Origin of the sequence: Paraburkholderia sp. CNPSo 3281, assembly GCF_024206515.1 — a bacterium.
Classification (GTDB): domain Bacteria; phylum Pseudomonadota; class Gammaproteobacteria; order Burkholderiales; family Burkholderiaceae; genus Paraburkholderia; species Paraburkholderia nodosa.
The window spans coordinates 97,585-121,997 of sequence record NZ_JAMBPS010000018.1 but is presented as its reverse complement, the minus strand read 5'-3'; the positions used below and the strand labels follow the sequence as shown (position 1 = coordinate 121,997).

Here is a 24,413-nt window from a genome sequence, read left to right as displayed (position 1 = left end):
GAAATGATGGAAAGGGACGAATTGCTGGAACTCCTGGAGCAGCAGGACGTGCCGTTTGAATGTGAGTTCCACGAGCAGGTACTCAACATGGCGGAATCCGGGGCGCTCAAGCTGTCGCTTGACGGCGCACGCTGCAAGAATCTTCTGCTGCAGGACAAGCAGGGCGGTTTATACCTCGTGGTGACGACTGCACATAAATCGCTGGATCTGTCCGCAGTTGCGAAGACGCTGAACAGCAAGCGGCTGTCGTTTGCTTCGGCCGATCGTCTTTTTGATCTGCTTGGGGTTAGGCCTGGCTCGTTGAGCCCACTGGCCCTGGTCAATGACGGCGCTCATCATGTTCGCCTCGTGATCGACAACGACCTTGAGCACGAACGGGTCTTTCTGTTTCATCCTCTCGATAGCACAGCGACGATCGCGTTGTCGAGGCGAGACCTCGAAGTCTTTCTGCAGCGCATTGGTCACGCCCCGTCGTGGCACGCCCTCGGAGAGAGACGACCGGCTTGAAGCGCCAGCTCATGCTGGCAATGCTCGCGATGTCGGGGAAGGGCAAAGCGGATCACGCTTGCCGGAATTGCCGGACCGTTATGGTGTGGTCAAGGCGCAGGCGCTGACCGCCTTGCTGGTGCCGGGCCCAGCCCGACGACCCCACTCAGCACTCCCTCGAAATACCGCCACACTTGTTACTCCCAACCTCCGATTCCCGGTAGCAAACTACTCACGTCACCCAACGAGCGACGCGTAGCGGACGCCATCGCGCCGCAGGAATTTGCCCAATTCAGGAGGTCGCAAAAGCCATGAGTTCATCAGCCGAAAACGGAAGGAAAGGCGGACAGCCAGCCATGCTCACTCCACCGGTCGTCTCGTCGCAGGCGTGGGAAGAGGCGCGTCAGCAGTTGCTTGTGAAAGAAAAGGCGCTGACCCGGGCGCGAGACGCCCTGGCCGCCGAGCGCCGCCGAATGCCCTGGATGGCGGTGGAGAAGGCATACGCATTCGAAGGGCCTGCGGGCAAAGTCAGCCTGCTGGATCTGTTCGACGGCAGGCGTCAGCTGATCGTCTACCGCGCATTCTTCGAACCGGGCGTGTTCGGCTGGCCCGACCATGCCTGCCGGGGCTGCTCCATGGTGGCCGACCAGGTCGCCCACGTCGCCCATCTGAACGCCCGCGACACCACGCTCGTCTTCGTCTCGCGTGCGCCTCAGGCCGACATCGCGCGGCTGAAGGCACGCATGGGCTGGGAAATACCGTGGTTCACCATCACGGACAGCTTCGACGCCGACTTCGGCGTGGACGAGTGGCACGGCACGAACGTGTTCTACCGCGACGGCGAGCGCGTATTGCGCACCTACTTCATCAACAATCGCGGCGATGAGCAAATGGGGGGCACCTGGAACTACCTCGACATGACGCCGCTGGGTCGCCAGGAGGTCTGGGAGGACTCGCCCGAGGGCTATCCCCAGACCCCAACCTACAAGTGGTGGAACTGGCACGACAGCTACACCGCAGACGCGCCGCCCGACAAGAAGTGGGCCGAGGTGTCGGACGCAGGCGAGGCTGCGTTCCGCAAGCAGCACAAGGACGGAACGGCTTGAGCGAAGCCTGTTCGGCCGGACGTATGCCTCAAGCGGCAAGCGCTGCATCGACCGCGGCCAGGTAATGCTCGAAGCCTGCCTGCTGCAGCACGGTTCGCACACGCGCGAGCTCGCCTCGCGCGGCTTCGTCCGCGGGGGCCTGGAGGACGCGCGCGAGCGCGCGTCCGCGCGCCGCGAACAGCTCGGCCCAGGGCAACGGTTCGCGCTGCGTGTAGTCATCCAGTGCGTTCGCATAGCGCAGCACGCCGGCCGGATCGCGGGCCGCCAGCATCGCTTCGATCGCGTCGCGGTAGAACCAGAGATGGTTGTGTCCGACCGCGCCGAGGCGCAGGAGGTCCGCGCCTTCTGCCAGCAGGCGCGTGCGCTCGTCATGCTCGTCGACCGCGCAGGCGAGGGCGCTCAGATTCTTCGGCGCGGAGAACTGCGTGCCCACCTCGCGCGAGATCGCAAGCGCCTCGCGCAGCGCCCTGACGGCTTCGCCGCGGCGTCCATCGGCGAGCCAGACACGCCCCTGCATTTCCAGGTTCTGCGCTTCGAACCGACGCGCGCCCAATTGCAGGATCACGCGCCTTTCCTGCTCCAGATGGACCTGCGTCGCCGGCATATCGCCTAGCTCGTAGCAGGCGAACACGCCGAGCGTCTCGCCCAGCAATTGCGCGCGCGGCTGCCCGATCAGCGCGGCGGCGCGCACGGCGGCAACGGCGTCTTCGCGCGCCTGCCGCGGCTCGTTCAGATAAATGCGGCTGAAGCCCTGCATCGAAAGATTGGCGACTTCGATCCGGCCGCACCCGTGCTCGCGGCTCAACGCCACGCAATCGCTGAAATGGCGGAACGCGGTCCGCATCCGGCCTTGCGCGTAGGCGGCATCGGCCAGGCCGCCGAGCGCCCGGGCCTCGGCCTCCGGCAGGCCGAGGCGCCGCGCGTACTCGAGCCCGCGTTCGTGCTCGGTGCTGCAGGCATCGATCTTGCCGAGCGGAAAGTAGATATTGCCGCGCAGATAGTGAAGGCTCGCGAGCTCGGCCACCCGGTCGTCGCGTTCCGCGATCCGCTGCGCGGACTCGAGCAGATCCAGCGCTTCGTCGAGTCCTTCGCTCACCCGCAGGCCTTCCGCGAGCCCGAGCTGGCAGCGGCACAGACTGGCGTCGTCGGGGGCGGCCGCGAGCGCCGCGCGCCAGGTCGCGATCGATCCCGCGATGTCGCCAAGGTCGCGCTGGAGCTCGCCCTTGCAACAGCTCAGGGTGTGGCGGTCCATTTCCGCCTGCGCGATCTCGAGGCCCCGCTCGGCGAGTCGCAGCGCGGCCTCGAGCAGGTGGGCCGTGCGCTGCGCGAGCGCAGCGGCCAGGTAGGCCTGCGGCGCGCGTTCGTCCTCGGCGCGGTCGAGATGCTGGGCGTGCAGCATGGGGTCGCCGTGCGCGAACCAGTCGGCCGCGCTGCGGTGCAGCTCGCGCCGGCGCGCGCGCAGCAGTGTCGAATAGGCGCTCTCCTGGATCAGCGCATGGGCGAACAGGAACTCTTCGCCCTCCGGCAACACGAGCGCATTCGCGAGCAGGCCGTCGCAGACGTAGCCGGGGTCGTCGATGAGCCGCCGCAACAACGCGATGCCAAAACGCTGTCCGACCACGGCAGCCGCCTGGAAGGCCAGGCGGTCGCGCGGCGCGAGCCGGTCCATCCGCGCGAGCACGAGGCTGCGGATCGAGCCAGGCACCGCGTTGCCGCTGCCTTCCTCGGCGTTGCGCAAGAGCTGCTCGAGGAACAGCGGGTTGCCGCCCGCGCGCTCGATGCAGGCGAGCGCGACCCGCTGCGTCGCGTCGATGAAGTTGCCTGCGAGGCTCAGCGCTTCGTCCTGGCGCAAGGGCCCGAGGTCGATCGTCGCGAACGGGGTGTCGCGGCAGCGCGCGCGCCACGCCGCATCGATCGGATCGCCTTCCACGCGCGAGGTCGTCACGAGCAGGCCGGGGCCGTTCGCGATGCCCGAGCCGAAGGCCGAGAGATAGTCGAGCACTTCGGGCTCGGCCCAATGCAGGTCTTCGACGACGATCAGCGTGGCGGCCCGCCTGCAGGCGTCGCCGGTCAGTCTAGCGGCGAGCGCCTGCTTGCCACGCTTGCGCGCGCCGTGGTCCATGGCGTCGTAGACGGTTCGCCATTCGTCTGCGAGCGGCAGGTCGATGAGGTCGTGGAGAAACGCGAGCTGTTCGGCTTTGACGATGCCTTCGGCGGCGAGCCGCGCGGCGGCGGCGCGCCGCGCGTCGCTCGATGCGCCGGCCGGCAGGCCGAGCAGGCTGCCGGCGATCGTGTGCACGGGATCCTGCCCCTTGCCTACGCCGAAATCGAGCACGAGGCCCCGATGGATCTCGAAGCCCTGCGTCTGCGCGTAGCGGCGCATCTCGTCGACGAGACGCGTCTTGCCGATGCCCGCTTCGCCGCGCACATGGACGATGTGGCCGGCCCGCCTCGCGATGCACGCGCGGACGATTCCGTGAAACTGCTCGAGTTCGGCCTCTCGTCCGACGAAAAGGCTCTGACCCGTCTTCGCCGATTCGCCCGCCGGGTCGCTCGAAATCGCGCGCAGCCGCCACGCGCGCACCGGCGTGTCGATGCCCTTGAAGCGCTGTTCGCCGAGCGCGTCGCAGACGGCGGCGTCGCCGAGTGTGCGCGCCACGTCATCGGCAAGCCAGGTCTCGCCGGCCGCTGCGGCGACCTGGAGCCGCGCGGCCAGGTTCACTGGACTGCCGGTCACGGTGTAGTCCCGCGCGTCGACGCAGCCGAGCGCGCCGGCGACGACCTCGCCGCTCGCGATGCCGATGTGGGCCTGCAGCGTGCGCGCCGCCTGCGCGCTCAGTTGCGTCAGCGCCTCGTGGATGTCGAGCGCCGCGCGCGCCGCGCGCAGCGTGTCTGTCTCGTGAGCGCGGGGCGCGCCGAACAGCGCCATCACCGCGTCGCCGATATGCCTGTCGGTCGTGCCGCCCCAGGCGAGCACGATGCCGTCGACGAGCGCCGTGAAGCGTCCGATCAGCGCGCGCACCTCCTCCGGATCGAGCGTACGCGAGAGCGCGGTGAAGCCGCAGAGGTCGGCAAACAGGACGGTCACCTGCCTGCGTTCGTCCGCGGGGATCTCCAGCGCGTGGGGTGCGTTCGGCACTTGCGCCACGGGCAGAGCCGCGCCGGGCGGGTTCGGCGCAGCGGCAGCGAGGATCCGTTTGCGGTGGCCGAGCGACTGCACGCCGAGTTCCCGCAGATCCGCGTCGGTCAGCTGCGCGAGCAGCGAGAGATCGATATCGTTTGCCGCGAACGCGTGCGCGTACTGCTCGAGTCCCAGGGCGCGCAGCCATTGCTCAATATCCATGTTCGCCGCCTGGATCCCCTGCCGGTTGCTTGATGCGAACTGCCCCGAGCCCGTCGGGGATCGTGCCGGTGAATATCCAGTGTAGGCGCGCGCCACGGGCCGCGTACGGCGTTTGACAGGCTTTCCGGCGCGGACGGATACTGGATCGCTCCCCATCGCGCCTCGCGCATTCCACCGGGAATTCACGTGAAGCCGGGCAAGACCGTTACCGTCGCCGACGTCCCGCCGCGCTCGCGCGTCGCGGCGCTGCCCGGCGATCTGGCGGCCGGCGCAGTGTCGGCGCTCGTCATGCTGTGCTACGCGATGAGCCTCGGCACGATGATCTTCAGCGCCGATCTGGCCCGTTACGCCATGCTCGGCGTGCCCACGGCCCTCGTCAGCTGTATCGTCACGGCGCTCGTGATTGCCTTGACGAGTTCGATGCGCCTGAACATCGGCGGCCCGGACAGCAATGCGGCGGCGTTTCTCGCGGGTGTGGCGGCAGGCGTCGCGAGCAGCGTGCGTGCGGACGGCGGTTCCCCGCAGACGCTCCTGCTCACCGTGCTGATCGCCATCGCGCTTTGTTCGATCGTGACCGGCATCGTGCTCTACGCGATCGGTTCCTCGAAGCGCAGCCGCTCGCTGCAGTTCCTGCCTTACCCGGTCCTCGGCGGTTTCCTCGCCGGCACGGGCTATCTGCTCCTCGCCGGCGCGTTTCGCGTCATGACGGGCGAGTCACTGCAATGGCGCACGCTCGCGGTGTTGACGCATCTTCACTGGCTCGCGTGGCTGCCTGCGCTCGTGGTAGGCGTGCTGGCCACTATCCTGATGCGCAGCTGGAAGCATGTTGCAGCGCTGCCGCTCACGCTGGTCTTCGGCATCGTTCTTTTCTACGTTCTGCTGCGCGCCGCGGGCCTGTCGATCGACGAAGCGCGCGCCATGGGGCTGCTGCTGCCGCGCGCGGCGCTGCGGCTCACCGGGCTACCGGGGTTGCACTTGAGCGCGCAGCTCGGGCAGGGTGGCATCGACTGGACGGCGATCGCCGCACACCTGCCGGAGAGTCTCGTGGTCACGTCGGTTTCGGCAGTCACGATCCTGATGAATTCGACGGCAATCGGCGCGGCGACGGGCGAGGAAGTCGATCTCAATCGTGAGATGCGGGCCGCGGGTCTCGCCAATCTCGCGAGCGGGCTGTTGGGCGGAATGGTCGGCTATCAGTCGTTCAATCGCTCGATGCTCAACGCGCGCGTAGGCGCGACGAGCCGGATGGCGGGCGTGTTCGCCTCGCTCGCGTGCCTTGTCGTGCTGGCGGCGTCGCCCGGTTTCGTCGCGCTCTTTCCCGTGCCGGTGCTCGTCGGCCTCCAGCTTTTCATGGGGCTGCGCCTCATCATGCAGTGGGTTGTCGGCGCCTGGGCGAAGCTCGCCTGGTACGAGTACCTGCTCGTGCCCGTCATTCTCGGCACGATCGCCGCCTGGGGCGTGCTCATCGGCGTGGGCGCAGGCGTGATTGCGGCGTGCGTGATGTTCACGCTGCTCTACGGCCGCGTGAGCTGCATACGCATGGAGTTCGACCTTCGCACCCGGACTTCGAATGTCGAGCGCAATATCGAGGAGACCGAAGCGTTGCGCGGGCTCGGCGCACAGGTGTGCGGCATGTGCCTGCAAGGGTTTCTCTTTTTCGGCACGGCCAATTCGATCCTCCAGCGCATACGCGAGCGCCTCGCCGAGCGCGATCCGGTGCGGGTTCGATTCGTCGTACTTGATTTCGCGTCGACCCAGGGCATCGACGCGTCGGTATCGATCAGCTTCGTCAAGCTGCGGCAGCTCTGCGCGGCGATGGACGCGGACCTGATCCTGACCGCGCTGCCGCCGCGTTCGCGCGATCTGCTGACGAAAACCGGCACGCTCAACCTGCGGATTCGCGAATTCGACACGCTCGATGCGGGCCTGGAGTGGGTGGAGGACCAAGTGCTCGCGTCGAGCGCGCTCGCACCGAATTCCGGTGACGACCTGCACGCGCTGCTCGCGCCGCATTTCACGGCCAGCGCGCTGAACACGCTCTCCACGCGGCTCGAAGTGCAGGATCTGCAGGCGGGCCAGGCGCTGTTTCATCGCGGGGACCCGGGCGACGCGCTGTACCTCATCGAGCGCGGGCGGGTTGCCGTTTCGCTGCCGCTCGGAAACGGGCGGTCGGTGCGGGTGCGCGTTTGCCTGCCGGGCACGGTCATCGGGGAAATGGCCGTATACACGCAGCAGCCGCGCAGCGCGGACGTGTTCGCCGAGGCGCCGACGCGGGTGCGCAGGCTGTCGCTGGCCGCGCTCGTTGCGCTCGAGCAAGACGACCCCGCAGCCGCCCAGCAGTTTCATCGCTTCCTGGTGAAGGTCATTGCGTCGCGCCTCGCCTTGGCCACCGAGGCCCTGCGCGCGGCCTACTGAGCGGTGGACGGGGGTTCGTGTCAGACTGAATTGTGCGGCGCGTCTTGCAGACCTCTTGCCGCAACGCGCTCCGTCACACCTTCATGCGGGTGATCGTCGAGCGATATCCGCGACGTTTCCGGCAAGGACATCCCGCCAACCAGTGCCAGCAGCGAGACGGCGATCAGGTAGAAAGCGGGCGAGATGTTGTTGCCCGTCGACTCGATCAGCCACGTGGCGACCAACGGCGCCGTGCCGCCGAAGATCGTATAGGCGAGGTTGTAGGTGATCGCTGAAGCCGTATAGCGCGTCCGGGTCGGAAAGATTTCGGACAGCAGTGCCGCGGTGACCACACCCGACAAGACCGCGCCGAGCGCAAGCAAGCATGCACCGGCGATCGCCGATCGAAAATCCCCTGATCCTCCCAGCGCGAAAGAAGGGTAAACCGCGGCGATCAGGATGGCGCATGCCGTGAAGACGGTTTTTCGTCTTCCGACTGCGTCCGAGTAGAGGCCGGCGAGCGGGCAGATGGCCGCGGCGAATACGAGTGCGATGACCGTCACCAATAAGGCGCTGGCCCGGCTCAGATGACCGACGACCTGTAGATACGTGGCGAAGTAGGTCGTGAAGGTATAGAAGGAGAGCGCAGTCACGGACACGAAGGCACCCAGGCGCACGATCGCGCTTGCCTGGGTCTTGAGCGTTTCGCGCAGTGGGGCGTGCGCCAGGTCATGATCGTGTTCGACTGCGGCAAACGATGGTGTCTCGCCGAGGCGCGTGCGCAGATACAGACCGACCAGGCCAATAGGCGCCGCGGCGATGAACGGGATTCTCCAGCCCCAACTGCTCATCGCCTCTGGCGACAGCATGGCGTCCAGTCCGGATGCCACCACGGCGGCGCTCGCGAACGACAGGAACGTGGAGACCGGCAGAAAGCTTCCGTATCGCGCGCGCTGGTGCTTCGGCGCGTGCTCCATCAGATACGCGCAGGCGCCGGCGTATTCTCCGCCGGCGGAAAAGCCTTGCACGCAGCGGACGATCGCGAGCAGCAAGGGGGCGAGCATGCCGACCGATGCGTAGGTCGGCAGGAAGCCGATGACCGTTGTGGCACCTGCCATGATCAAGATGGTCAGGGCGAGCGTTTTCTTGCGGCCCACCCGGTCTCCCACCACGCCGAAGAAGACGCCGCCGAGCGGCCTGAATGCAAAGGCGACGGCGAACACCGCGAAAGTCTTCATCAACGCGATCGCCGGGTCGCCATTCGGAAAGAACTGGCGAGTCAGCAGTGTTGCCAGAAATCCGTACACGGCGAAATCGAACCATTCGACAAAATTGCCTACCGCAGCGGCAACGATCACCTTGCGAAGCGTCTTGGGGTCCACTTTGGGCTGATACGCTTTCATTCTCTGGCCGTCCCTTGTGCGTTGAATAAGGCGTGCGTATCACCCTGAATGGCGAAAGCCATCAGAGGCGAGCGGTTTTACGCTGAAGTCGCACGGTGATGATTTGCACAGTTAACGCGACCAGAAATGTCGTTCCTAGAACGAAGCCGACATGATGACGCGCTGGAAGCGACATCAGAATGTGCTGTCGCGGGATGGCAAAACGACGTCGCGTTTCGAATTTTTTTTCGACGGCGGATAACGTCAGATTTGATTCACCAGCCGGTCTCGCAATTGTCGCCGCAGCACTTTTCCAACCAGCGTTTTCGGCAGATCGTTCACGAAGACCACTTGCTTGGGCACCTTGTAGGCGGTGAGGCTCGTGCGCGCAAATTCGATGCCTTCCGACTCGGCCAGCCCCGCCTCCTTTTTCACCACGAAGGTCTCGTGAACTCCGCGGCCGGGCGCGTGGTCATGGCGGTCCTGAAGGTGATCGCACCGGCAATCGTCCAGTCCGGCACGAGCTTTTTCTTCTTTCGAGCGACGTAGTCGACAAGGATGGATTTCGGGAAGCTCTGCATCTCCGCCACGCGCGCGACGATCACGTGCTCGATGGCGACATGGGCGAGCGCCTGCTGGAGCGTGGCCGCGGAAACTTCCATGACCACGATCGCCCGCGCACCGGAATCCTTGATCAGATTCGCCAGTTCCGGCGAGGTGTAGAGCGGGTTGACGTTGGCCACGGTGAGCCCGGCCCGGAGTGCGGCGAACATCGCGATGGGCTGTTGCAGGGAGTTTGGCAACATCAGCGCGATGCGGTCGCCGGGTGTCAGCTGAAGGTCTTTCTGGAAATAGGCGGCGAGGCGCGCGGAGTACTCGTTCAGCTCGCGATAGGTGAGATTCACGCCGAACTGATGAAAGGCGATCCGGTCGCCGAAGCGCGCGACGGCCTGTTCCAGCATAACGGCCATCGAGGGGTAGTCTTCGAGGTCGATGTCCGCCGCCACGCCAGCGGGATATTGCGAAAGCCAGGGCAAGTTTGACATTTCGTGCTCCGCTGCGGGACTGCTTCGGCGTTCGCTGCTTCTAATTTTGGAGTCCTGGCGTATTCTCGCTGCGGCTTGCCAAGTGTGCTGTAGCGCACGTACTCGCACGATCGGATACGCGTTCCCGCGCGAAGCACGACGGCTATTCGACGGGAGCCGGCTGAACGTTGATTTCCAGAGGTTCGCCGGGCATTTGCGACGCGGGCGCGACGTCTTCTTCCGGCGTCGGCTGGGCGGTCTGAACGGCGGGCGGTGGGATGCTCTTGCCCACGTCGGGCGCCTCGGCGACGGGCGCGGGCGCTCTGGGCTGCCCGCTATGAGCGCCGGTCATGCCCGTGCCGACGTTCGAGCCCGTGCTGTTCGCGCTCTTGAGGAGACCGTGCGAATCGAACAGGAACACGGCCGCGGACGAGTGGGTGTCGGCACCGGCGACCAGCGAACCGATGAACGGGATATAGCTTTCCGGATGCGGACGCGACGTCACGTAGGTGTAGACGAGCAGTGTCGAGCCGTCGTCCAGCGCGGTTTCGACCGACGCCGGCCCGAGCGCGACGATCACGTCTTGCAGCGTCGTGACGCCGTGCCTGAAGTTTGCCATCTGTTCGGGCCTGACCTCGACGCCGGCCGTTACGCAGCCGGCGAGTAGTGCGCCGCACAGCAGCCCGGTGACCACTTCGCGCTTCATGTTGTCTCGCCCCCTGACAGGAATTCTAGGACGAAGGAGACTGGCCGGCAGAAGTAAAGCGATCGGCGCCAGCCTTCAGACCACGCCGAGCCACTCTTTCAGTTGTACGGCGCGTGAGCGGCTCACCGGCACGACGCTGCGTTCGCCGTCGTCCATCACGAGGTTCACGCTGTCGTCGGCTTTGACGAGTTCGACCGCGTACGGCAGGTTGACGATGTGGCTGCGATGCACGCGCAGAAACGTATTGCTGTCGAGCCGCAACTCGAGGTCCGCGAGCGACAGGTTGGAGAGGTAGCGGTCGTCCTTCGTGACGATCGTCGTGTAGTGGCCGTCGCCCTGAAAACGCACGACGTCCTTCAGGTCGATCAGGATCACGCGGTTCTTGCGGTACACCGGAATCTTGAAGAGCCGCCGCGGCGGCGTGGGCGCGCCGGCGAGCGACTCCGCCGTGGGCTCAGCCGACGGCTCCGTCGTGAGGTCGGTGAGGTCGTAAAAAATCATGCAAGTGCCGCAGGCGCCGTTCATGTCCGACATGCGGGACACCTTGAGCATGAGAATGCGGTCGGGAATGTTGATCATCATCGCGACCGGCGGGGGCGACTTCACGGGGCAGCCGCCAACGTCGCGCGACTGCAGCAGGAAGCGCAGCTTGTCGCGGCTCTTTGCCGGGTGCAACTGCACGACGTCGATGCCGAACAGCTTGTCCTGCGCCACGCCCAGCGACTGCTCGCCCGCCGGTCCGAGAATCTGCAGCGCGACGTCGTTGAACGCGCTGACGCGCCCCTGCGCGTCGAGCCACACCACGCCGGGATTGAACTGCTCGAGGCGGTGCTGAAAGGTCTCGGCGCGTCGCGCGTCGGTGGTCGGCATGGCGTGCTCGAACGGTTTCATCCAGGGTTCTCCCCGATGCTGCGGCGGCGTTGTGCGCGGCGTCTGCGGCGGCGGGACGCTGCCTCCGTTTTATGTCCTTTCCCCTTTTCACGCAAGTTTTCCGGCACCCGGCGCAACCTCGCCGCCGTTCGAGAAAACCCGTTGAATTGCTGCGTTGCATTGTGAAATCCTGAACTTCAGCGCAATGACAACAAGGTGATCAGTGTGATTCCCCGCCCATTCGAATACCACGCTCCACAAACCTTGTCCGAGGCGTTCGCGCTGCTCGGCACACACGGCGAAACGGCGAAGCTGCTCGCGGGCGGCCATAGCCTGCTGCCGATGATGAAACTGCGCTTCGCGCAGCCCGATCATCTGATCGATCTCGGCAGGCTGGCCGAACTCAAGGGCATCCGCGAGGAAAACGGCACGCTGTGGATCGGCGCGATGACGACCGAGAACGAGCTGATCTGGTCCACGCTGCTGCAAGCGCGCTGTCCGCTCATCGTCGAGGGCGCGCGGCAGATCGCCGACCCGCAGGTTCGCTATCGCGGCACGCTGGGCGGCGATCTTTCGCACGGCGACCCCGGCAATGACCATCCTGCGCTGATGATCGCGCTCGATGCGTCGTTCGTGTTGCAAGGCGCGGCGGGCGAGCGCGTGGTGCCCGCGGACGATTTTTTCGTCGGCACCTATGCCACGCTGCTCGAGCCCGGCGAGATCATGACCGCCATCCGCATTCCCGTGCCGCAGCCCGGCACCGGCTATTGCTACGCGAAGCTCAAGCGCAGGACCGGCGACTTCGCGACCGCGGCGGCGGCCGTCACGTTGCGCCTCGGCGGCGGTAACGTCGAGCACGCGCGCATTGCTCTGACGAATGTCGGCGACACGGTGATTCGCGCGGTGGACGCCGAGCAGGCCCTCGTCGGCAAGCCGTTCGACGCACGCGCGCTCGACGAAGCGGCGCGGCTCGCGATGGCGGCGTGCAATCCGGTGGAGGATCTGCGCGGCGACGCCGACTACAAGCGCGCGATGACGGGCGAGATGACCCGCAGGGCGCTCCAGACCGCCTACGAACGGGCCGCGAACGCAGCACGCCCCTGACTCACGGAGAACGCGAAATGGCCAGCAAAACCATGGTGTCGTTCAGCCTCAACGGCAGCGAGGTCGATGTCGTCGTCGAGCCGCGCGAACTGCTGATTCACACGCTGCGCGACAAGTGCCAGCACACGGGACCGCATATCGGTTGCGAGACGTCGCATTGCGGCGCCTGCACCGTCGATTTCAACGGCATGTCCGTGAAGTCGTGCACGCTGCTCACCGTGCAGGCACAAGGCGCTGAAGTCCGCACGGTCGAAGGGCTCGCCGAAGGCGGCGCGCTGCATGCGCTGCAAGAGGGCTTCATGCAGGAGCACGGGCTGCAATGCGGATTCTGCACGCCGGGCATGCTGATGCGTGCGTACCGCTTGCTCCAGGAGAATCCCGATCCCACGGAAGTGGAAATCCGCTACTGGATGGCGGGGAACCTGTGCCGATGCACGGGCTATCAGAACATCGTGAAGGCCGTGCAATACGCGGCGCGCAAGCTGCGCGGCGAAGCGGTCGAAACCTCGCATCCGCTCATCGAAGCGGGCGCGGCACACGCGCACTGAGCGCCGGGAGACACGCCATGAACAATCCCGACGCCAATCTCGAACGTCTCGCCGCGCTCGAAGGCATGGGCTGCTCGCGCAAGCGCCGCGAGGACCCGCGCTTCATCCAGGGCAAGGGCAGCTACGTGGACGACATCAAGATGCCGGGCATGCTGTTCGGCGTGATGGTGCGCAGTCCCTACGCCCATGCGCGCGTGAAGCGCATCGACAAGTCGCGCGCGCTCGCGCATCCCGGCGTGCACGCCGTGCTCACGGCGGATGACCTCAAACCCCTCAAACTGCACTGGATGCCGACGCTCGCAGGCGACGTGCAGGCGGTGCTCGCCGACGAAAAAGTCTGCTTCCAGAACCAGGAAGTCGCCTTCGTGGTGGCCGACGACCGCTACGTCGCCGCCGATGCGGCCGAGCTCGTCGAAGTCGAGTACGAGGAACTGCCCGCGCTCGTCGATCCGATGAAGGCGCTGGAACCCGACGCGCCCGTGATTCGCGAGGACATCCGCGACAAGGACAGCGGCGCGCACGGTGCCCGCAGGCATCCCAATCATATTTTCACGTGGACGATGGGCGACCGCGACAAGACGGACCGCATGTTCGAGAACGCGGAAGTCACGGTCAAGCAGGATATCGTGTATCCGCGCGTGCATCCGTGTCCGCTCGAAACCTGCGGCTGCGTCGCGTCGTTCGACAAGGTGCGCGGCGATCTCACGGTCTACATCACGTCGCAGGCGCCTCACGTCGTGCGCACCGTGGTCGGGCTGCTGTCGTCGATTCCGGAGTCGAATATCCGCATCATTTCGCCCGACATCGGCGGCGGCTTCGGCAACAAGGTCGGCGTGTATCCGGGCTACGTGACGTCGATCGTGGCGTCCATTGTGCTCGGGCGTCCGGTCAAGTGGATCGAGTCGCGCAACGAGAACCTCTCCAGCACCGCGTTCGCACGGGACTATCACATGACGGGCGAGCTGGCCGCCGACAAGGACGGCCGCATCAAGGCGCTGCGCGTGAATGTGGTGGCCGACCACGGCGCGTTCGACGCGTGCGCCGATCCGACCAAATGGCCTGCCGGCATGTTCCATGTGTGCACGGGCTCGTATGCGATCCCCAATGCGTTCGTGAGCGTCGACGGCGTGTACACGAACAAGTTTCCGGGCGGCGTCGCCTACCGCTGCTCGTTCCGCGTGACCGAGGCCGTCTACCTGATCGAGCGGATGGTGGATGTGCTCGCGCAGAAGCTCGGCATCGACAAGGCGGAGATCCGCTTGCGCAACTTCATCGGCCGCGACCAGTTCCCGTACACGACGCCGCTTGGCCTCGAATACGATTCGGGCGACTACGAAACGGCGCTGAAAAAGGTGCTGGCCGCCGTCGATTACAACGCGCTGCGCAAGGAGCAGGCGCAGCGCCGCGCCGACCCCGATGCGGAGTGGCTCATGGGCATCGGCGTCGTAAATTTCACCGAGATCGTCGGCGCCGGGCCGTCGAAAATGTGCGACATCCTCGGCGTGGGCATGTTCGATTCATGCGAGATCCGCGTGCATCCGGACGGCTCGGCCATCGCACGCATGGGCACGATCACGCAGGGCCAGGGGCACCAGACCACCTACGCGCAGATCATTGCATCGGAAGCCGGCATTCCGGCCTCGAAAATCACGGTGGAAGAGGGCGATACCGCCACGGCGCCATATGGCCTCGGCACCTATGGCTCGCGTTCGACGCCCGTTGCGGGCGCCGCTGTGGCGCGCGCCTCGCGCAAGATTCGCGAGAAGGCGCGCCGGATCGCCGCTCATCTGCTTGAAGCGAGCCCGGACGACGTCGAATTCGATCTGGATCGCTTCGTGCTGAAGGGCTCGCCCGATCAGTTCAAGACCGTGAAGGAGGTGGCGTGGGCCGCCTATCACAATGTTCCCGAAGGGCTGGAGATGGGCCTTGAGGCCGTCGACTATTACGATCCGCCCAACTTCACGTTCCCGTTCGGCGCCTACGTCTGTGTGCTCGACATCAACCGCTATACCGGCGAGATCCGTGTGCGCCGCTTTTACGCGCTCGACGACTGCGGCACGCGGATCAACCCGATGATCATCGAGGGGCAGATTCATGGCGGCCTGACCGAAGGCTTCGCCGTCGCGCTCGGACAGGAACTGCCGTATGACGAAGCGGGCAATCTGCTCGGCGCGACGCTGCTCGACTACTTCGTGCCGACAGCCGTGGAAACGCCGCATTGGGAAACGGACTTCACGGTGACGCCTTCGCCGCATCACCCGATCGGCGCCAAGGGCGTGGCCGAATCGCCGCACGTGGGCTCGATTCCGTGTTTCACGTCGGCCGTGGTCGATGCCTTCGCGCATCTCGGCGTCACGCACATGAACATGCCGCACAACGCGTATCGCGTGTGGCAGCAGTGCCGCGAGCTTGGCTTGACGCGGCCTGTCTGAGCCGAAGCGCGAACGAATGAGGAGTCCGGAATGAAAGTCGTACTCGACAAGGCATTTCCGCTCGACGCGAGCGCGGAGCGCGCCTGGGCGCTGATGCAGGACATCGAGGCGGTGGCCGGCTGCATGCCGGGCGCGAAGATCACCGAGCGCGTCGACGATACGCACTACACAGGAACCATCACGGTGCGGCTCGGGCCGGCGACGATGGCGTTCAAGGGCGACATCGAGGTGCTCGCGCTCGACGCCGCGGCGCGCAGCCTGCATCTGCTCGGCAAAGGCACCGATTCGACCGGTAGCTCGGCGGCGACGATGGACCTCACGGCCAGCGTGCAACCCACGGGCGAGACCTGCACGCTGGCCGGCAAGAGCGAGGTGACGATGAGCGGCAAGGCCGCCGCGCTGGGTGGGCGGCTCATGGGGCCGGTGTCGGAGCAGCTGCTCAAGCAGTTCGTCGCGAACTTCTCGGCGCGTCTGAGTGCCATGGCGCCGCCGCAAACCGCGCCCGGCGCTGCCGGAAGTGCGGCCGACGAGCCGGGATCGCCGCCAGTTTCCCGTGCGGCTGGGGCACCTGCGCAAGCCACCGAGCTCAATGGCATTGCGTTTGTCTGGGCCATCATTCGCGACTGGCTGCGCGGGCACTTCACGCACAAGGCGCAAGGCCGCTGAGGGCCGTCATGACGTCGACCGACCGCATGCCGGATGTCCTCGCGCTGCAGGCGAAGCTGGCGGCCCACCGGTTCATCGTGGAGCGCAGCTTCGCGGCTGCGCTGCTGCTCACGATGGAAATGCGCCGTCCGCTGCTGCTGGAAGGCGAGGCGGGCGTAGGCAAGACCGAGGTCGCGAAGGCGCTCTCGCGACTGCTCGACGCGCCGCTGATCCGCCTGCAATGCTACGAAGGGCTCGACGCGCACGCCGCGCTCTACGAGTGGAACTACGTCCACCAGCTGCTCGCGATCAAGCTCTTCGAGCAGGACACGCGGCCGCTGCGCGACAAGGAGCAGGACATCTTCTCCGAGCGCTATCTGCTCAAGCGCCCGCTGCTCGAAGCCATTACGACCACGCCCGCGCCCGTGCTGCTGATCGACGAAATCGACCGTACCGACGAGGCGTTCGAGGCCTACCTGCTCGAGCTGCTGTCGGATTTCCAGCTTTCGATTCCCGAGCTTGGCGTGATCCGCGCGACCGAGCGGCCTTATGTGATCCTGACCTCGAATGGCACGCGCGAGATCTCCGACGCGCTGCGCCGCCGCTGCCTCTACCAGTACGTCGACTACCCGTCGTTTCAGCGCGAACTCATGATCGTGCGGACCCAGGTGCCCGAGGTGCCGGAGGCGCTCGCGGCCCAGATCGTCGAATTCGTGCATGCGGTGCGCGAGATCGCGCTGCGCCGCAAGCCCGGCCTCGCGGAAACGCTCGACTGGGTGGCCGCGCTGCTGCGCCTCGGCGTGAGCGCGCTCGACGAAAACGGCGTGGACCGCGTGATGGATTCGCTCGCCGCGCTCGTGAAAACGCGCGAGGATCAAGCCAGCCTCACGCGGCCCGTGGTCGAAAAACTGGTGGCGTCATGCTGACCGGCATCGACAGCACGCTGCCCGGCGCGGCGCGGCACGATCTTGCCGATCGCCTCGTCGCGCGCTATGCGGGCTTTGCGGGCTGGCTGCGCGCGAACGCGTTCGGCGTGACGAACGCGGACGTTGCCGCAATGCTCGAAGTGGTGCAACGCATGGGCCAGACAGAGCGCGACGTGCTGCGCTGGAGCCTGCGTGCGCTGCTGTGCGCGCGCGCGCAAGAGTGGCGGCGCTTCGACGAATTGTTCGACGCGTACTTCCTCGCGCCGAACCGGCGCAAGCTCGCCGAAACCCGCGCTGGCGGCGCCGGGCCGCTTGCGCGCGACGACACGGCCTGCGGGCCGCCCGATGCGAGCGAGGGTACGCCGGTTTCGCTCGCGGGACGCGGCAACGGCGCGGCGCAGGAAGGCGCCGCCGCGAACGAAGGCGCCACGCCGACAGAGTCGCTGGCCCACGCGGATTTGCGCCACCTGAACGATCGCGACGAACTCTTCGCCATCGACGCCGCGATCCGCCGTTTCGCCCAGCGCCTGCGCGGCATCCAGATGCGCCGCGAGCAACGCGCGAGTCTCGGGCGCACGCTCGATCTGCACTGGACCCTGCGCCGCAGCGTCTCGCGCGGCGGGCTGCCGGTCGAGCTCGGCTGGCGGCGCAAGCGCCGGCAGCGCCCGCGCATCGTCATGCTGCTCGACGTGAGCCGCTCGATGAGCCTCTACAGCTTCTTTTTCCTGCGGCTCGCGCGCGTGCTGAGCGGGCGCTTGCCCGACGTCCACAGCTTCATCTTCCATACGCGGCTCGTCTGCGTCGACGAAGCACTGCGCGACCCCGATCCGCGCCGCGCCCAGGAGCGCCTGCACCTCATCTCGGAGGGCTGGGCCGGCGGGACGCGGATCGGCGAGAGTCTCGCCGGCTTCAATGCGCACTACGCACCGCGCCTGCTGCATGCGCGTACCGCGGTCGTGATCGTCAGCGACGGCTACGACGCCGGCGACGTGGCGCAGCTCAGCGAGTCGCTCGGCGCGATCCGGCGGCGCTGCCATTCGCTCGTCTGGATCAATCCGCTCGCCGATCGTCCCGGATTCGCACCGGTCAGCGCGGGCATGCAGGCCGCGCTGCCGCATCTCGACCTGTTCGCCGGGGCCCGCGACCTCGCGGGTCTCGAACGGATCTTTCCTCAAATTCTCGAGGCGCTGCAATGAATGTCCATGCCGAATCGAGCGAAACCCTCCCGGACGCCGCGGATCTGCTGCAGCTCGAGCAGCGGCTGATCGATGCGGGCGCACCGTTCGCCGTCGTCACCGTGATCCGCGCGGCGCCGCCAACCTCGACACACGTCGGCGCCCAGGCGCTGGTGGAGGCCGACGGCGCGCTGCATGGCTGGGTCGGCGGAGGCTGCTCACGGACGATCGTCATCGAGGCCGCGCGAGAGTCGATCCGCACGGGGCAGCCACGGCGCGTGCGGATCAGCAACGAGCCGGTGGCAGCCGAGGCCGAAGTCGAGGCGCACGCCATGCCGTGCGCGAGCAACGGCGCACTGGAGCTTTTCATCCAGCCCACCGTGCCCGCGCCGCTCGTGGCCGTGCTCGGCGCCACGCCCGCGGCGCAGGAAGCGTGTGTGCTCGCACGGCGCGTCGGGTTTCGCGCGAGCCTGGCGGCCGACGTGGCGCGCGCCGGGCAGCCGGGCGTTGACGCCGCCGCGCTGGATCGCGCCGGCACATCATTTGTGCTGATCGCGACGCAAGGTGAGCGCGACGAGGATGCGCTCGAAGCCGCGTTGCGCAGCGCCGCCGTGGCGGTGCTCCTGATCGCGAGTCACAGAAAGGCCGAGCGGTTGCGCGCAGCCATGCGCCTGCGCGGCATCGACGAGGCCCGCCTCGCGGCGCTGCACGCACCGGCGGGGCCGGCGATCCATGCGCACACGCCGCAGGAGATTGCACTGGGCGCCGTGGCGGGACTCGTCGCCGTGCGGCACGAGACGCAGGAGGTGGCCGAGGCCGCGGCGCCGCGCGCCACGATCGCCACGGAAGCCGTACCGCCCTTGCCGCCGTGCGAGGCGCTCGGCGTGCCCGTGGCAGAGGCGGAGGCGGGGTGCTACGTGAACCCCGTGTGCGGGATGAGCATCGAGATTGCGAAGGCGAAACACGTTGTCGACTATCGCGGGCGCAAGGTGTACTTCTGCTGCGACGGCTGCAAGTCCGAGTTCGAGCGCGCCCCCGAGCGCTATCTGGACGTCGCCTCTGGCGCTGCCGGTCGCCCGGACGATCCTCCCACGGTGGCGCGATGAGCGGCGCGGCGTTTTCGGCGGTCGTGCTCGCGGCGGGCCTGTCCGAGCGCATGGAAGGGCGTCACAAGCTGTTGCTGCCGGTGGGCGGCGAGCCTGCCGTGCGGCGCGTCGTGCGCGCGATCGCTGCGGCACGACCCGAGGAGGTCGTCGTCGTGACCGGGTTCAACGCCCGGGCCGTCTTCGAAGCGCTCGACGGCCTCGACGTGCGCTTCCAGGGCAACCCGCGCTACCGGGAAGGACAGATGACGTCGGTCGCGAGCGGCGTTGCCGCGCTGCAGGCGCCGTGCGACGCGGTGATGATCTGCCTCGCCGACCAGGTGCTCCTTGAAACGGCCGACTATCGTGAACTGATCGAGGCCTACGCGTCGATGCCGTACGGTTCGATCCTGGTGCCGATGTTCGACGGCGCACGCGGCAATCCTGTCGTGTTTGCGTCGAGCTATTGTCCCGAGGTCGTGGGCGGCCGCGTGAATCCGGGCTGCCGCAAGCTGATCGCCGAACACAGCGGCGAGGTGTTTCTCCACGAGGCGGCGCACGATCGCTTTTGCGTCGACATGGATACCCCCGCCGATTACCTGAGCGTCATTGCGCGGGTGGAGGGCCGCACGGCACGCGTCGATCCTTGATACCCCGGCTCACGCTCGAAACGACTGGTGTGGTTGAAGCATTGTGGCGCTGCATTCACAATGGTCGCCAGGCGTTTTCCCACCGTGTGAGACGAGGTCGACTCCATGATGAACCGGCTGCAAGAGAAGTTCGCGTACGTCAACGGCATCCGCATGCACTACGTCGAAAAGGGCACGGGCCCGCTCGTGCTGCTCTGCCACGGCTGGCCGGAGTCCTGGTACGTGTGGCGCTGGCAGATCGATGCGCTGGCGGCCGCGGGCTATCGCGCGGTTGCGCCGGACCAGCGCGGATACGGGCTCACCGACGCCCCGGAAACCATCGAGGCTTACGATATTCTGAACCTGGTCGGCGACCTGGTCGGCCTCGTCAAGGCTCTCGGCGAAGAGCGGGCGGTTCTGATCGGGCATGACTGGGGGGCTGCCGTCGCCGCTTACGCTGCGCTGCTGCGCCCCGACCTGTTTCCCGTTCTCGGCCTGTTGAGCGTGCCTTACATGCCTCGCCGGCCGGTGCGTCCATCGGTGCGCTTCGCGCAGATCACGCAGGAGTGTCATTTCTATCAGGACTATTTTCAGTTGCCGGGACGCGTCGAGCGCGAACTGGAAGAAGATGTCCGCCGTTCGATGCTCGGCATTCTGTACACGGCGTCGGGAGACCCGGTGGTAAAAGGGCAGCCGGCCAATATCGCGACCTTTCCGAAGTCGACTCGATTCGTGGACAACTTCACGTTGCCCGACGAGCTTCCGCCGTGGTTGACCGAGACGGATCTGCAATATTTCGTCACTCAGTTCGAGCGGAGCGGGTTTCGTGGGCCAATCAACTGGTATCGGAATATCGATCGAAACTGGGAGCTGACCAGCTTCCTCGACGGCGCCCGGATCATGCAGCCCGCGCTCTTTCTCGCGGGAGAGCTAGACGGCGTCGTGAGGATGGCCGTGAAGGATTACGACGCGCTGGAGATCAACGTTCCCAATCTCTGGAAGAAGCACCTGATTGCGAAGGCGGGTCACTGGGTGCAGCAAGAGCGTCCGGACGAGGTGAACGAGTTCATCCTGAACTTCCTCGCCGGAACGGTTCACGCGCTGGCCGGCGGTGCAGCCGAAAGCCAGCCGAAAGCACCGGCTGGCAAGTTCCAGTAGGTCGAGGCGGAACAGCCTTGCGCGTCAGTGTGTGGCAACGCTGACGGCGACGATTTCGTATCCGGGGTCGGCATGCTCGGACGCCGCCTTTTCGGCTTCCTCGTATGAGACGAAGGACTTGGCCCCGCCAATCTCCGGCGCCATGCCAATATCGCCGTCCTCTGCGCAGCAGAGGTACTGCTCACCAGTCTTCACCACGTAGACAGTCGTCATGATTCCCTCCATGGTTCGCGGGGGAACTTCCAGTCTAGCAGGTCGAAACCGCGCCCGACGGCGGGCCGATTGCCTTTACGCTATCAGCTGGAACCTTCGATTCTATTCGCTTCACGATGGACGGCAACCCCTCCGTTGTTTCGAACCCAACACCGGCCTTCGTCGCCGGCAGATTTGTTCCGGATGTGCAACGATAGGCGTGCAACTCGCAGCTGTCTGAAGAGCTGGACAACCCAACGGGGAGGGTAGATGAGAGAACACGCCGAGACGCTATTCGTCGCTTCCGAAGACATTGCAACCGCGTTGAACCTGCTGGAGAGCATCGAGGTCGAGGTCGGATTCGACAGTGAGGATCCCGAGAGCATCGAGCAGGCGATTCTCGCCGTCGAGGAGGCGATCGATACTCGCCTGAAGGGCCATCGCGGCGACGCACGTGTCGAATCAGCAATCCTTCGCGTCAAGTTCGATTTCCGGTGCGCAATACTCGATCAGGCCGCGTCCGATGATGACGCCGGCAGCGTCCAAACCCTGCATTGAAAATATCGGGGAATCCGGCGCCTGCTTGATTCCAGCGGGTGATTGGCGCCGCGCTCGGCGCGCCGCCAATCACCCGGCAACGGACTTTACATGTTGTTACCCTCGCGCAGCGGACGTCCGGGCGGGCTTTGCTTATACTGCCGCGCAATTGCCACTCCTCCTCATGCTTGTCGTGCCCGCAGCGGCGGCAATGCGAATCCACCTTGACGTTCATGCTCTCTACCAAGTCCGCCCTCACCGCCGCGCTTGTCGCGGCAGCCAGTCTGTCGTTGTCCGCATGCGTTGCCCCGGGCTACTCGCCGTACGGCGCGCAGCAAGGCTACCAGGGCCAATATGCGGCGCCTGCGTACAGCCAGCCTGCTTACGCACAACCGGGCACCGTGCAGCAACCCGCCTACGCGCCACCGCCCGCGCCGCAACAGCCGTATGACACGCAAAGCAACGGTCAGTACGGTGCGCAGTACAACTCGCAATACGGCAACCAATATGGCACGCAGTACGGCACGATCTCGAGCATCCGGCCGTTGAGTAACGCCACGGGGGCTTCGGGCATCGCCGGAACCGTGGTCGGCGCGCTGGTTGGCGGCGTGCTCGGCAATCAGGTGGGCGGTGGCCACGGCCGCGACGCCGCGACCGTCATCGGCGCGCTCGGCGGCGCTTATGCAGGCAACCAGATCGGCCAGCAGATGGGCCAGCCCGCAGGATTCCAGATCGACGTACAGCTGAGCGACGGCTCGACCCGCGCGTTCAACGTGCCGACGCCCGGCGACCTGCGCCCAGGCGACCGCGTGCAGGTCAACGGCAGCCAGCTGGCGCGCTACTAATTCCGGTCGATGTTGCATACCTGAAGGTGTCCTGACTATCTCGCTGGCGTCGAGCAGGAAAGTTGACGATCACCAAACCGTGGCTTGTCCGAGGAGCGATGTTACACAAGCTGACAGAAAGCTTTCTTGAACAGGTGCCAGTTTTCACTTCTGTCAGGTCCGCAAAAGATCCTCAAGTGTTGTGAGCCCCATGCCGATATGCCGGTCGTAGTCGCAGCGGTATCACCCACCACGCGACTACCCGCACTCACAAAAAAGCTGACATTTGGGGATAGAAGTGGGCAAATTCCGGATCAGTACTATTCTGACCGCAGTGCTGACGCTGCTGGTCGTCTTGATTGGCGTCAGCAACCTCATGGCCCTCAAGGGGGTGCGAGAGACTGCGGCCTCTGTCGAGGCGATGAGCCAGGCGACCGTCGAGGTGACCGACGTGACCGAGGCGTTTGCCGCCACGCAACGCGCTCGCGTGTCGATCTCGGCCGCACAGAGCGCGGCCCAGATCGGTCAAACCGCGGCGGCAAAGAACTTGACGGAGACCGTCGACGCCCGGCTGGCGCAGGGCCAGGCTCGCATCGAGGCGTTCGCGAAGATTCCGCGCTCCGATCCGGACGACCGGGAACTCGCCCGCCGTATCGTCGAGACCTACAACGCGCTGAACGATTGCGTGCGCAACGAACAGAAGGCGCTCGCGGCCAACGACATGGCCACCTTCAATCACATCAGCGCGATCGAAAGCATCGCGGCATCGCGCGCGTTCAACGACGAGATGGACAACTTCGTCAAACGCGCCACCAAACGCGGCCACGCGGCAAAAGAGGCCGCGAATGACACGACGTCGTTCCTCCAGATCATGATTGCGGCCTGCCTCGTTATCACCGTGGTGGTCGCGGTGGCCGCGCGCCGGGCGCTGTCCCGCGTCGTTCAGAAACCGCTGCAGGCCCTGGGCGAGCATCTGGATCGCGTCGCCCAGGGCGACCTGACCGCGCGCATCGGCGAACACGGCCACAACGAAATCGGCATGCTTGCCTCGGCTGCGAAGCGCATGCAGGAAAGCCTCGTCGGCGTGATCGGCACCGTGCTGTCATCGACCGCCTCGGTCAGCACGGCTTCGAAGCAGATCGCGGCGGGCAATCTCGACCTGTCGTCGCGCACGGAGCAGCAGGCGGCGTCGCTGCAGGAGACGGCCGCGTCCATGGAAGAACTCACGTCGACGGTGCAGCAGAGCGCCTCGAACGCACAGCATGCGAACGATCTCGCGGCGTCGGCGTCGGAAGCGGCGGGCAGGGGCGGCGCGGTGGTCTCCGAGGTGGTGGACACAATGAAATCCATCAACGAGTCGTCGCGCAAGATCGTCGACATCATCGGCGTGATCGACGGTATCGCCTTCCAGACCAATATTCTTGCGCTCAACGCCGCCGTCGAGGCGGCGCGCGCCGGCGAGCAGGGACGCGGCTTCGCTGTGGTGGCCTCCGAGGTTCGCAGTCTCGCGCAGCGCTCGGCGGCTGCCGCCAAGGAAATCAAGGCGCTGATCGACGACTCGGTCTCGAGAGTCGACACGGGCAGCGTGCTGGTGGCGCGCGCCGGTTCGACGATGTCGGAAATCGTCGAGAGCGTGGGGCGCGTGACCGGCATCATGGCCGAGATTTCAGCGGCCACCCATGAGCAGACGGAGGGTATCGAACAGGTCAACCGCGCGATCACCCAGATCGACGAAGCGACGCAACAGAACGCGGCGCTCGTCGAGCAGGCGTCGGCGGCGGCGCAATCCATGCAGGATCAGGCGCGGCTGCTCGAAAGGACGGTGAGCGTGTTTCACCTCGCCGCCTGA

At 66.1% G+C, this 24,413-nt stretch carries 22 protein-coding genes; 15 read left to right on the top strand and 7 right to left on the bottom strand.

Going from position 1 to position 24,413, the window contains the following annotated elements; all coding sequences use genetic code 11:
- Nucleotides 1–3: 3 nt before the first annotated feature.
- Both M3I56_RS19530 and M3I56_RS19525 read left to right on the top strand, forming a co-directional pair.
- Nucleotides 4–507, top strand: a complete 504-nt coding sequence (locus M3I56_RS19530) for a prolyl-tRNA synthetase associated domain-containing protein (protein ID WP_051481366.1) — start codon at nt 4–6, stop codon at nt 505–507.
- Nucleotides 508–797: 290 nt separating this feature from the next.
- Entirely contained in the window at nt 798–1,592 is a 795-nt protein-coding gene (locus M3I56_RS19525) for a DUF899 domain-containing protein (RefSeq protein ID WP_254355391.1), read from the top strand.
- 28 nt (nt 1,593–1,620) lie between these two features.
- Here M3I56_RS19525 and M3I56_RS19520 read toward each other — a convergent pair whose 3' ends face one another.
- Nucleotides 1,621–4,935 carry an adenylate/guanylate cyclase domain-containing protein gene (locus tag M3I56_RS19520; protein WP_254355390.1) on the bottom strand — a complete coding sequence of 1,105 codons (3,315 nt, stop codon included), beginning with the start codon at nt 4,933–4,935 and terminating at the stop codon, nt 1,621–1,623.
- Nucleotides 4,936–5,121: 186 nt separating this feature from the next.
- On the opposite strand from M3I56_RS19520, the gene M3I56_RS19515 reads away from it, so the two are divergent.
- The gene (locus M3I56_RS19515; protein ID WP_254355389.1) at nt 5,122–7,350 is read left to right on the top strand and encodes a SulP family inorganic anion transporter; all 2,229 of its coding nucleotides are present in this window, start codon (nt 5,122–5,124) and stop codon (nt 7,348–7,350) included.
- Between the two features lie 20 nt (nt 7,351–7,370).
- On the opposite strand, the gene M3I56_RS19510 is transcribed toward M3I56_RS19515, so the two are convergent.
- From M3I56_RS19510 to M3I56_RS19490, 5 genes are all read right to left on the bottom strand, one after another.
- The gene (locus M3I56_RS19510) at nt 7,371–8,732 is read right to left on the bottom strand and encodes an MFS transporter (RefSeq protein WP_254355388.1); all 1,362 of its coding nucleotides are present in this window, start codon (nt 8,730–8,732) and stop codon (nt 7,371–7,373) included.
- 243 nt (nt 8,733–8,975) lie between these two features.
- Nucleotides 8,976–9,149, bottom strand: coding sequence for a hypothetical protein (locus M3I56_RS19505; RefSeq protein ID WP_254355387.1), 174 nt, complete (start codon nt 9,147–9,149; stop codon nt 8,976–8,978).
- Complete coding sequence (locus M3I56_RS19500; protein WP_254355386.1) at nt 9,143–9,757, bottom strand: AMP-binding protein; 615 nt, start codon at nt 9,755–9,757, stop codon at nt 9,143–9,145. Before M3I56_RS19500 ends, M3I56_RS19505 begins: the two co-directional genes overlap by 7 nt.
- 142 nt (nt 9,758–9,899) lie before the next feature.
- Nucleotides 9,900–10,442 carry a hypothetical protein gene (locus M3I56_RS19495; protein ID WP_254355385.1) on the bottom strand — a complete coding sequence of 181 codons (543 nt, stop codon included), beginning with the start codon at nt 10,440–10,442 and terminating at the stop codon, nt 9,900–9,902.
- A 75-nt stretch (nt 10,443–10,517) separates the two neighbouring features.
- Nucleotides 10,518–11,333 carry a LytTR family DNA-binding domain-containing protein gene (locus M3I56_RS19490; RefSeq protein WP_254355384.1) on the bottom strand — a complete coding sequence of 272 codons (816 nt, stop codon included), beginning with the start codon at nt 11,331–11,333 and terminating at the stop codon, nt 10,518–10,520.
- 204 nt (nt 11,334–11,537) lie between these two features.
- Here M3I56_RS19490 and M3I56_RS19485 point away from each other — a divergent pair, with 204 nt between their 5' ends.
- The 9 genes from M3I56_RS19485 to M3I56_RS19445 all read left to right on the top strand — a co-directional run bounded on the left by M3I56_RS19485 (nt 11,538) and on the right by M3I56_RS19445 (nt 21,011).
- On the top strand, nt 11,538–12,416 hold the full coding sequence (locus M3I56_RS19485) for a xanthine dehydrogenase family protein subunit M (protein WP_254355383.1): 879 nt from the start codon (nt 11,538–11,540) through the stop codon (nt 12,414–12,416).
- Between the two features lie 17 nt (nt 12,417–12,433).
- Entirely contained in the window at nt 12,434–12,964 is a 531-nt protein-coding gene (locus tag M3I56_RS19480) for a (2Fe-2S)-binding protein (protein WP_254355382.1), read from the top strand.
- A 17-nt stretch (nt 12,965–12,981) separates the two neighbouring features.
- Nucleotides 12,982–15,396, top strand: a complete 2,415-nt coding sequence (locus M3I56_RS19475; RefSeq protein WP_254355381.1) for an aerobic carbon-monoxide dehydrogenase large subunit — start codon at nt 12,982–12,984, stop codon at nt 15,394–15,396.
- Between the two features lie 30 nt (nt 15,397–15,426).
- Nucleotides 15,427–16,062: an SRPBCC family protein gene (locus tag M3I56_RS19470; RefSeq protein WP_254355380.1), complete on the top strand. Its 636-nt coding sequence runs from the start codon at nt 15,427–15,429 to the stop codon at nt 16,060–16,062.
- Between the two features lie 8 nt (nt 16,063–16,070).
- Complete coding sequence (locus M3I56_RS19465; protein WP_254355379.1) at nt 16,071–16,967, top strand: MoxR family ATPase; 897 nt, start codon at nt 16,071–16,073, stop codon at nt 16,965–16,967.
- On the top strand, nt 16,961–18,163 hold the full coding sequence (locus M3I56_RS19460; RefSeq protein ID WP_254355378.1) for a VWA domain-containing protein: 1,203 nt from the start codon (nt 16,961–16,963) through the stop codon (nt 18,161–18,163). Before M3I56_RS19465 ends, M3I56_RS19460 begins: the two co-directional genes overlap by 7 nt.
- On the top strand, nt 18,160–19,248 hold the full coding sequence (locus tag M3I56_RS19455; protein WP_254355377.1) for an XdhC family protein: 1,089 nt from the start codon (nt 18,160–18,162) through the stop codon (nt 19,246–19,248). Before M3I56_RS19460 ends, M3I56_RS19455 begins: the two co-directional genes overlap by 4 nt.
- Nucleotides 19,245–19,874, top strand: coding sequence for an NTP transferase domain-containing protein (locus tag M3I56_RS19450; RefSeq protein WP_254355376.1), 630 nt, complete (start codon nt 19,245–19,247; stop codon nt 19,872–19,874). Before M3I56_RS19455 ends, M3I56_RS19450 begins: the two co-directional genes overlap by 4 nt.
- A gap of 105 nt (nt 19,875–19,979) precedes the next feature.
- A complete protein-coding gene (locus tag M3I56_RS19445; protein WP_254355374.1) occupies nt 19,980–21,011 on the top strand; it encodes an alpha/beta fold hydrolase in 1,032 nt (343 codons plus the stop codon).
- 24 nt (nt 21,012–21,035) lie between these two features.
- On the opposite strand, the gene M3I56_RS19440 is transcribed toward M3I56_RS19445, so the two are convergent.
- Nucleotides 21,036–21,224 (bottom strand): hypothetical protein, encoded by a 189-nt coding sequence (locus M3I56_RS19440; protein ID WP_028203473.1) that lies wholly within the window; start codon nt 21,222–21,224, stop codon nt 21,036–21,038.
- A 249-nt stretch (nt 21,225–21,473) separates the two neighbouring features.
- On the opposite strand from M3I56_RS19440, the gene M3I56_RS19435 reads away from it, so the two are divergent.
- The 3 genes from M3I56_RS19435 to M3I56_RS41100 all read left to right on the top strand — a co-directional run bounded on the left by M3I56_RS19435 (nt 21,474) and on the right by M3I56_RS41100 (nt 24,413).
- A complete protein-coding gene (locus tag M3I56_RS19435) occupies nt 21,474–21,761 on the top strand; it encodes a hypothetical protein (protein ID WP_254355373.1) in 288 nt (95 codons plus the stop codon).
- Nucleotides 21,762–21,973: 212 nt separating this feature from the next.
- Complete coding sequence (locus M3I56_RS19430) at nt 21,974–22,585, top strand: glycine zipper 2TM domain-containing protein (protein WP_375541754.1); 612 nt, start codon at nt 21,974–21,976, stop codon at nt 22,583–22,585.
- 277 nt (nt 22,586–22,862) lie between these two features.
- Nucleotides 22,863–24,413 carry a methyl-accepting chemotaxis protein gene (locus tag M3I56_RS41100; RefSeq protein WP_309249170.1) on the top strand — a complete coding sequence of 517 codons (1,551 nt, stop codon included), beginning with the start codon at nt 22,863–22,865 and terminating at the stop codon, nt 24,411–24,413.

Bases quoted from the DNA above. Each gene is read 5' to 3' on its own strand.
- M3I56_RS19435 (WP_254355373.1), top strand. From the start codon at position 21,474: ATGAGAGAACACGCCGAGACGCTATTCGTCGCTTCCGAAGACATTGCA.
- M3I56_RS19460 (WP_254355378.1), top strand. From the start codon at position 16,961: ATGCTGACCGGCATCGACAGCACGCTGCCCGGCGCGGCGCGGCACGAT.
- M3I56_RS19510 (WP_254355388.1), bottom strand. From the start codon at position 8,732: ATGAAAGCGTATCAGCCCAAAGTGGACCCCAAGACGCTTCGCAAGGTG.
- M3I56_RS19450 (WP_254355376.1), top strand. From the start codon at position 19,245: ATGAGCGGCGCGGCGTTTTCGGCGGTCGTGCTCGCGGCGGGCCTGTCC.
- M3I56_RS19430 (WP_375541754.1), top strand. From the start codon at position 21,974: ATGCTCTCTACCAAGTCCGCCCTCACCGCCGCGCTTGTCGCGGCAGCC.
- M3I56_RS19530 (WP_051481366.1), top strand. From the start codon at position 4: ATGATGGAAAGGGACGAATTGCTGGAACTCCTGGAGCAGCAGGACGTG.
- M3I56_RS19490 (WP_254355384.1), bottom strand. From the start codon at position 11,333: ATGAAACCGTTCGAGCACGCCATGCCGACCACCGACGCGCGACGCGCC.
- M3I56_RS19525 (WP_254355391.1), top strand. From the start codon at position 798: ATGAGTTCATCAGCCGAAAACGGAAGGAAAGGCGGACAGCCAGCCATG.
- M3I56_RS19445 (WP_254355374.1), top strand. From the start codon at position 19,980: ATGATGAACCGGCTGCAAGAGAAGTTCGCGTACGTCAACGGCATCCGC.
- M3I56_RS19440 (WP_028203473.1), bottom strand. From the start codon at position 21,224: ATGACGACTGTCTACGTGGTGAAGACTGGTGAGCAGTACCTCTGCTGC.
- M3I56_RS19475 (WP_254355381.1), top strand. From the start codon at position 12,982: ATGAACAATCCCGACGCCAATCTCGAACGTCTCGCCGCGCTCGAAGGC.
- M3I56_RS19520 (WP_254355390.1), bottom strand. From the start codon at position 4,935: ATGGATATTGAGCAATGGCTGCGCGCCCTGGGACTCGAGCAGTACGCG.
- M3I56_RS19500 (WP_254355386.1), bottom strand. From the start codon at position 9,757: ATGTCAAACTTGCCCTGGCTTTCGCAATATCCCGCTGGCGTGGCGGCG.
- M3I56_RS19465 (WP_254355379.1), top strand. From the start codon at position 16,071: ATGACGTCGACCGACCGCATGCCGGATGTCCTCGCGCTGCAGGCGAAG.
- M3I56_RS19495 (WP_254355385.1), bottom strand. From the start codon at position 10,442: ATGAAGCGCGAAGTGGTCACCGGGCTGCTGTGCGGCGCACTACTCGCC.
- M3I56_RS19470 (WP_254355380.1), top strand. From the start codon at position 15,427: ATGAAAGTCGTACTCGACAAGGCATTTCCGCTCGACGCGAGCGCGGAG.
- M3I56_RS19455 (WP_254355377.1), top strand. From the start codon at position 18,160: ATGAATGTCCATGCCGAATCGAGCGAAACCCTCCCGGACGCCGCGGAT.
- M3I56_RS19480 (WP_254355382.1), top strand. From the start codon at position 12,434: ATGGCCAGCAAAACCATGGTGTCGTTCAGCCTCAACGGCAGCGAGGTC.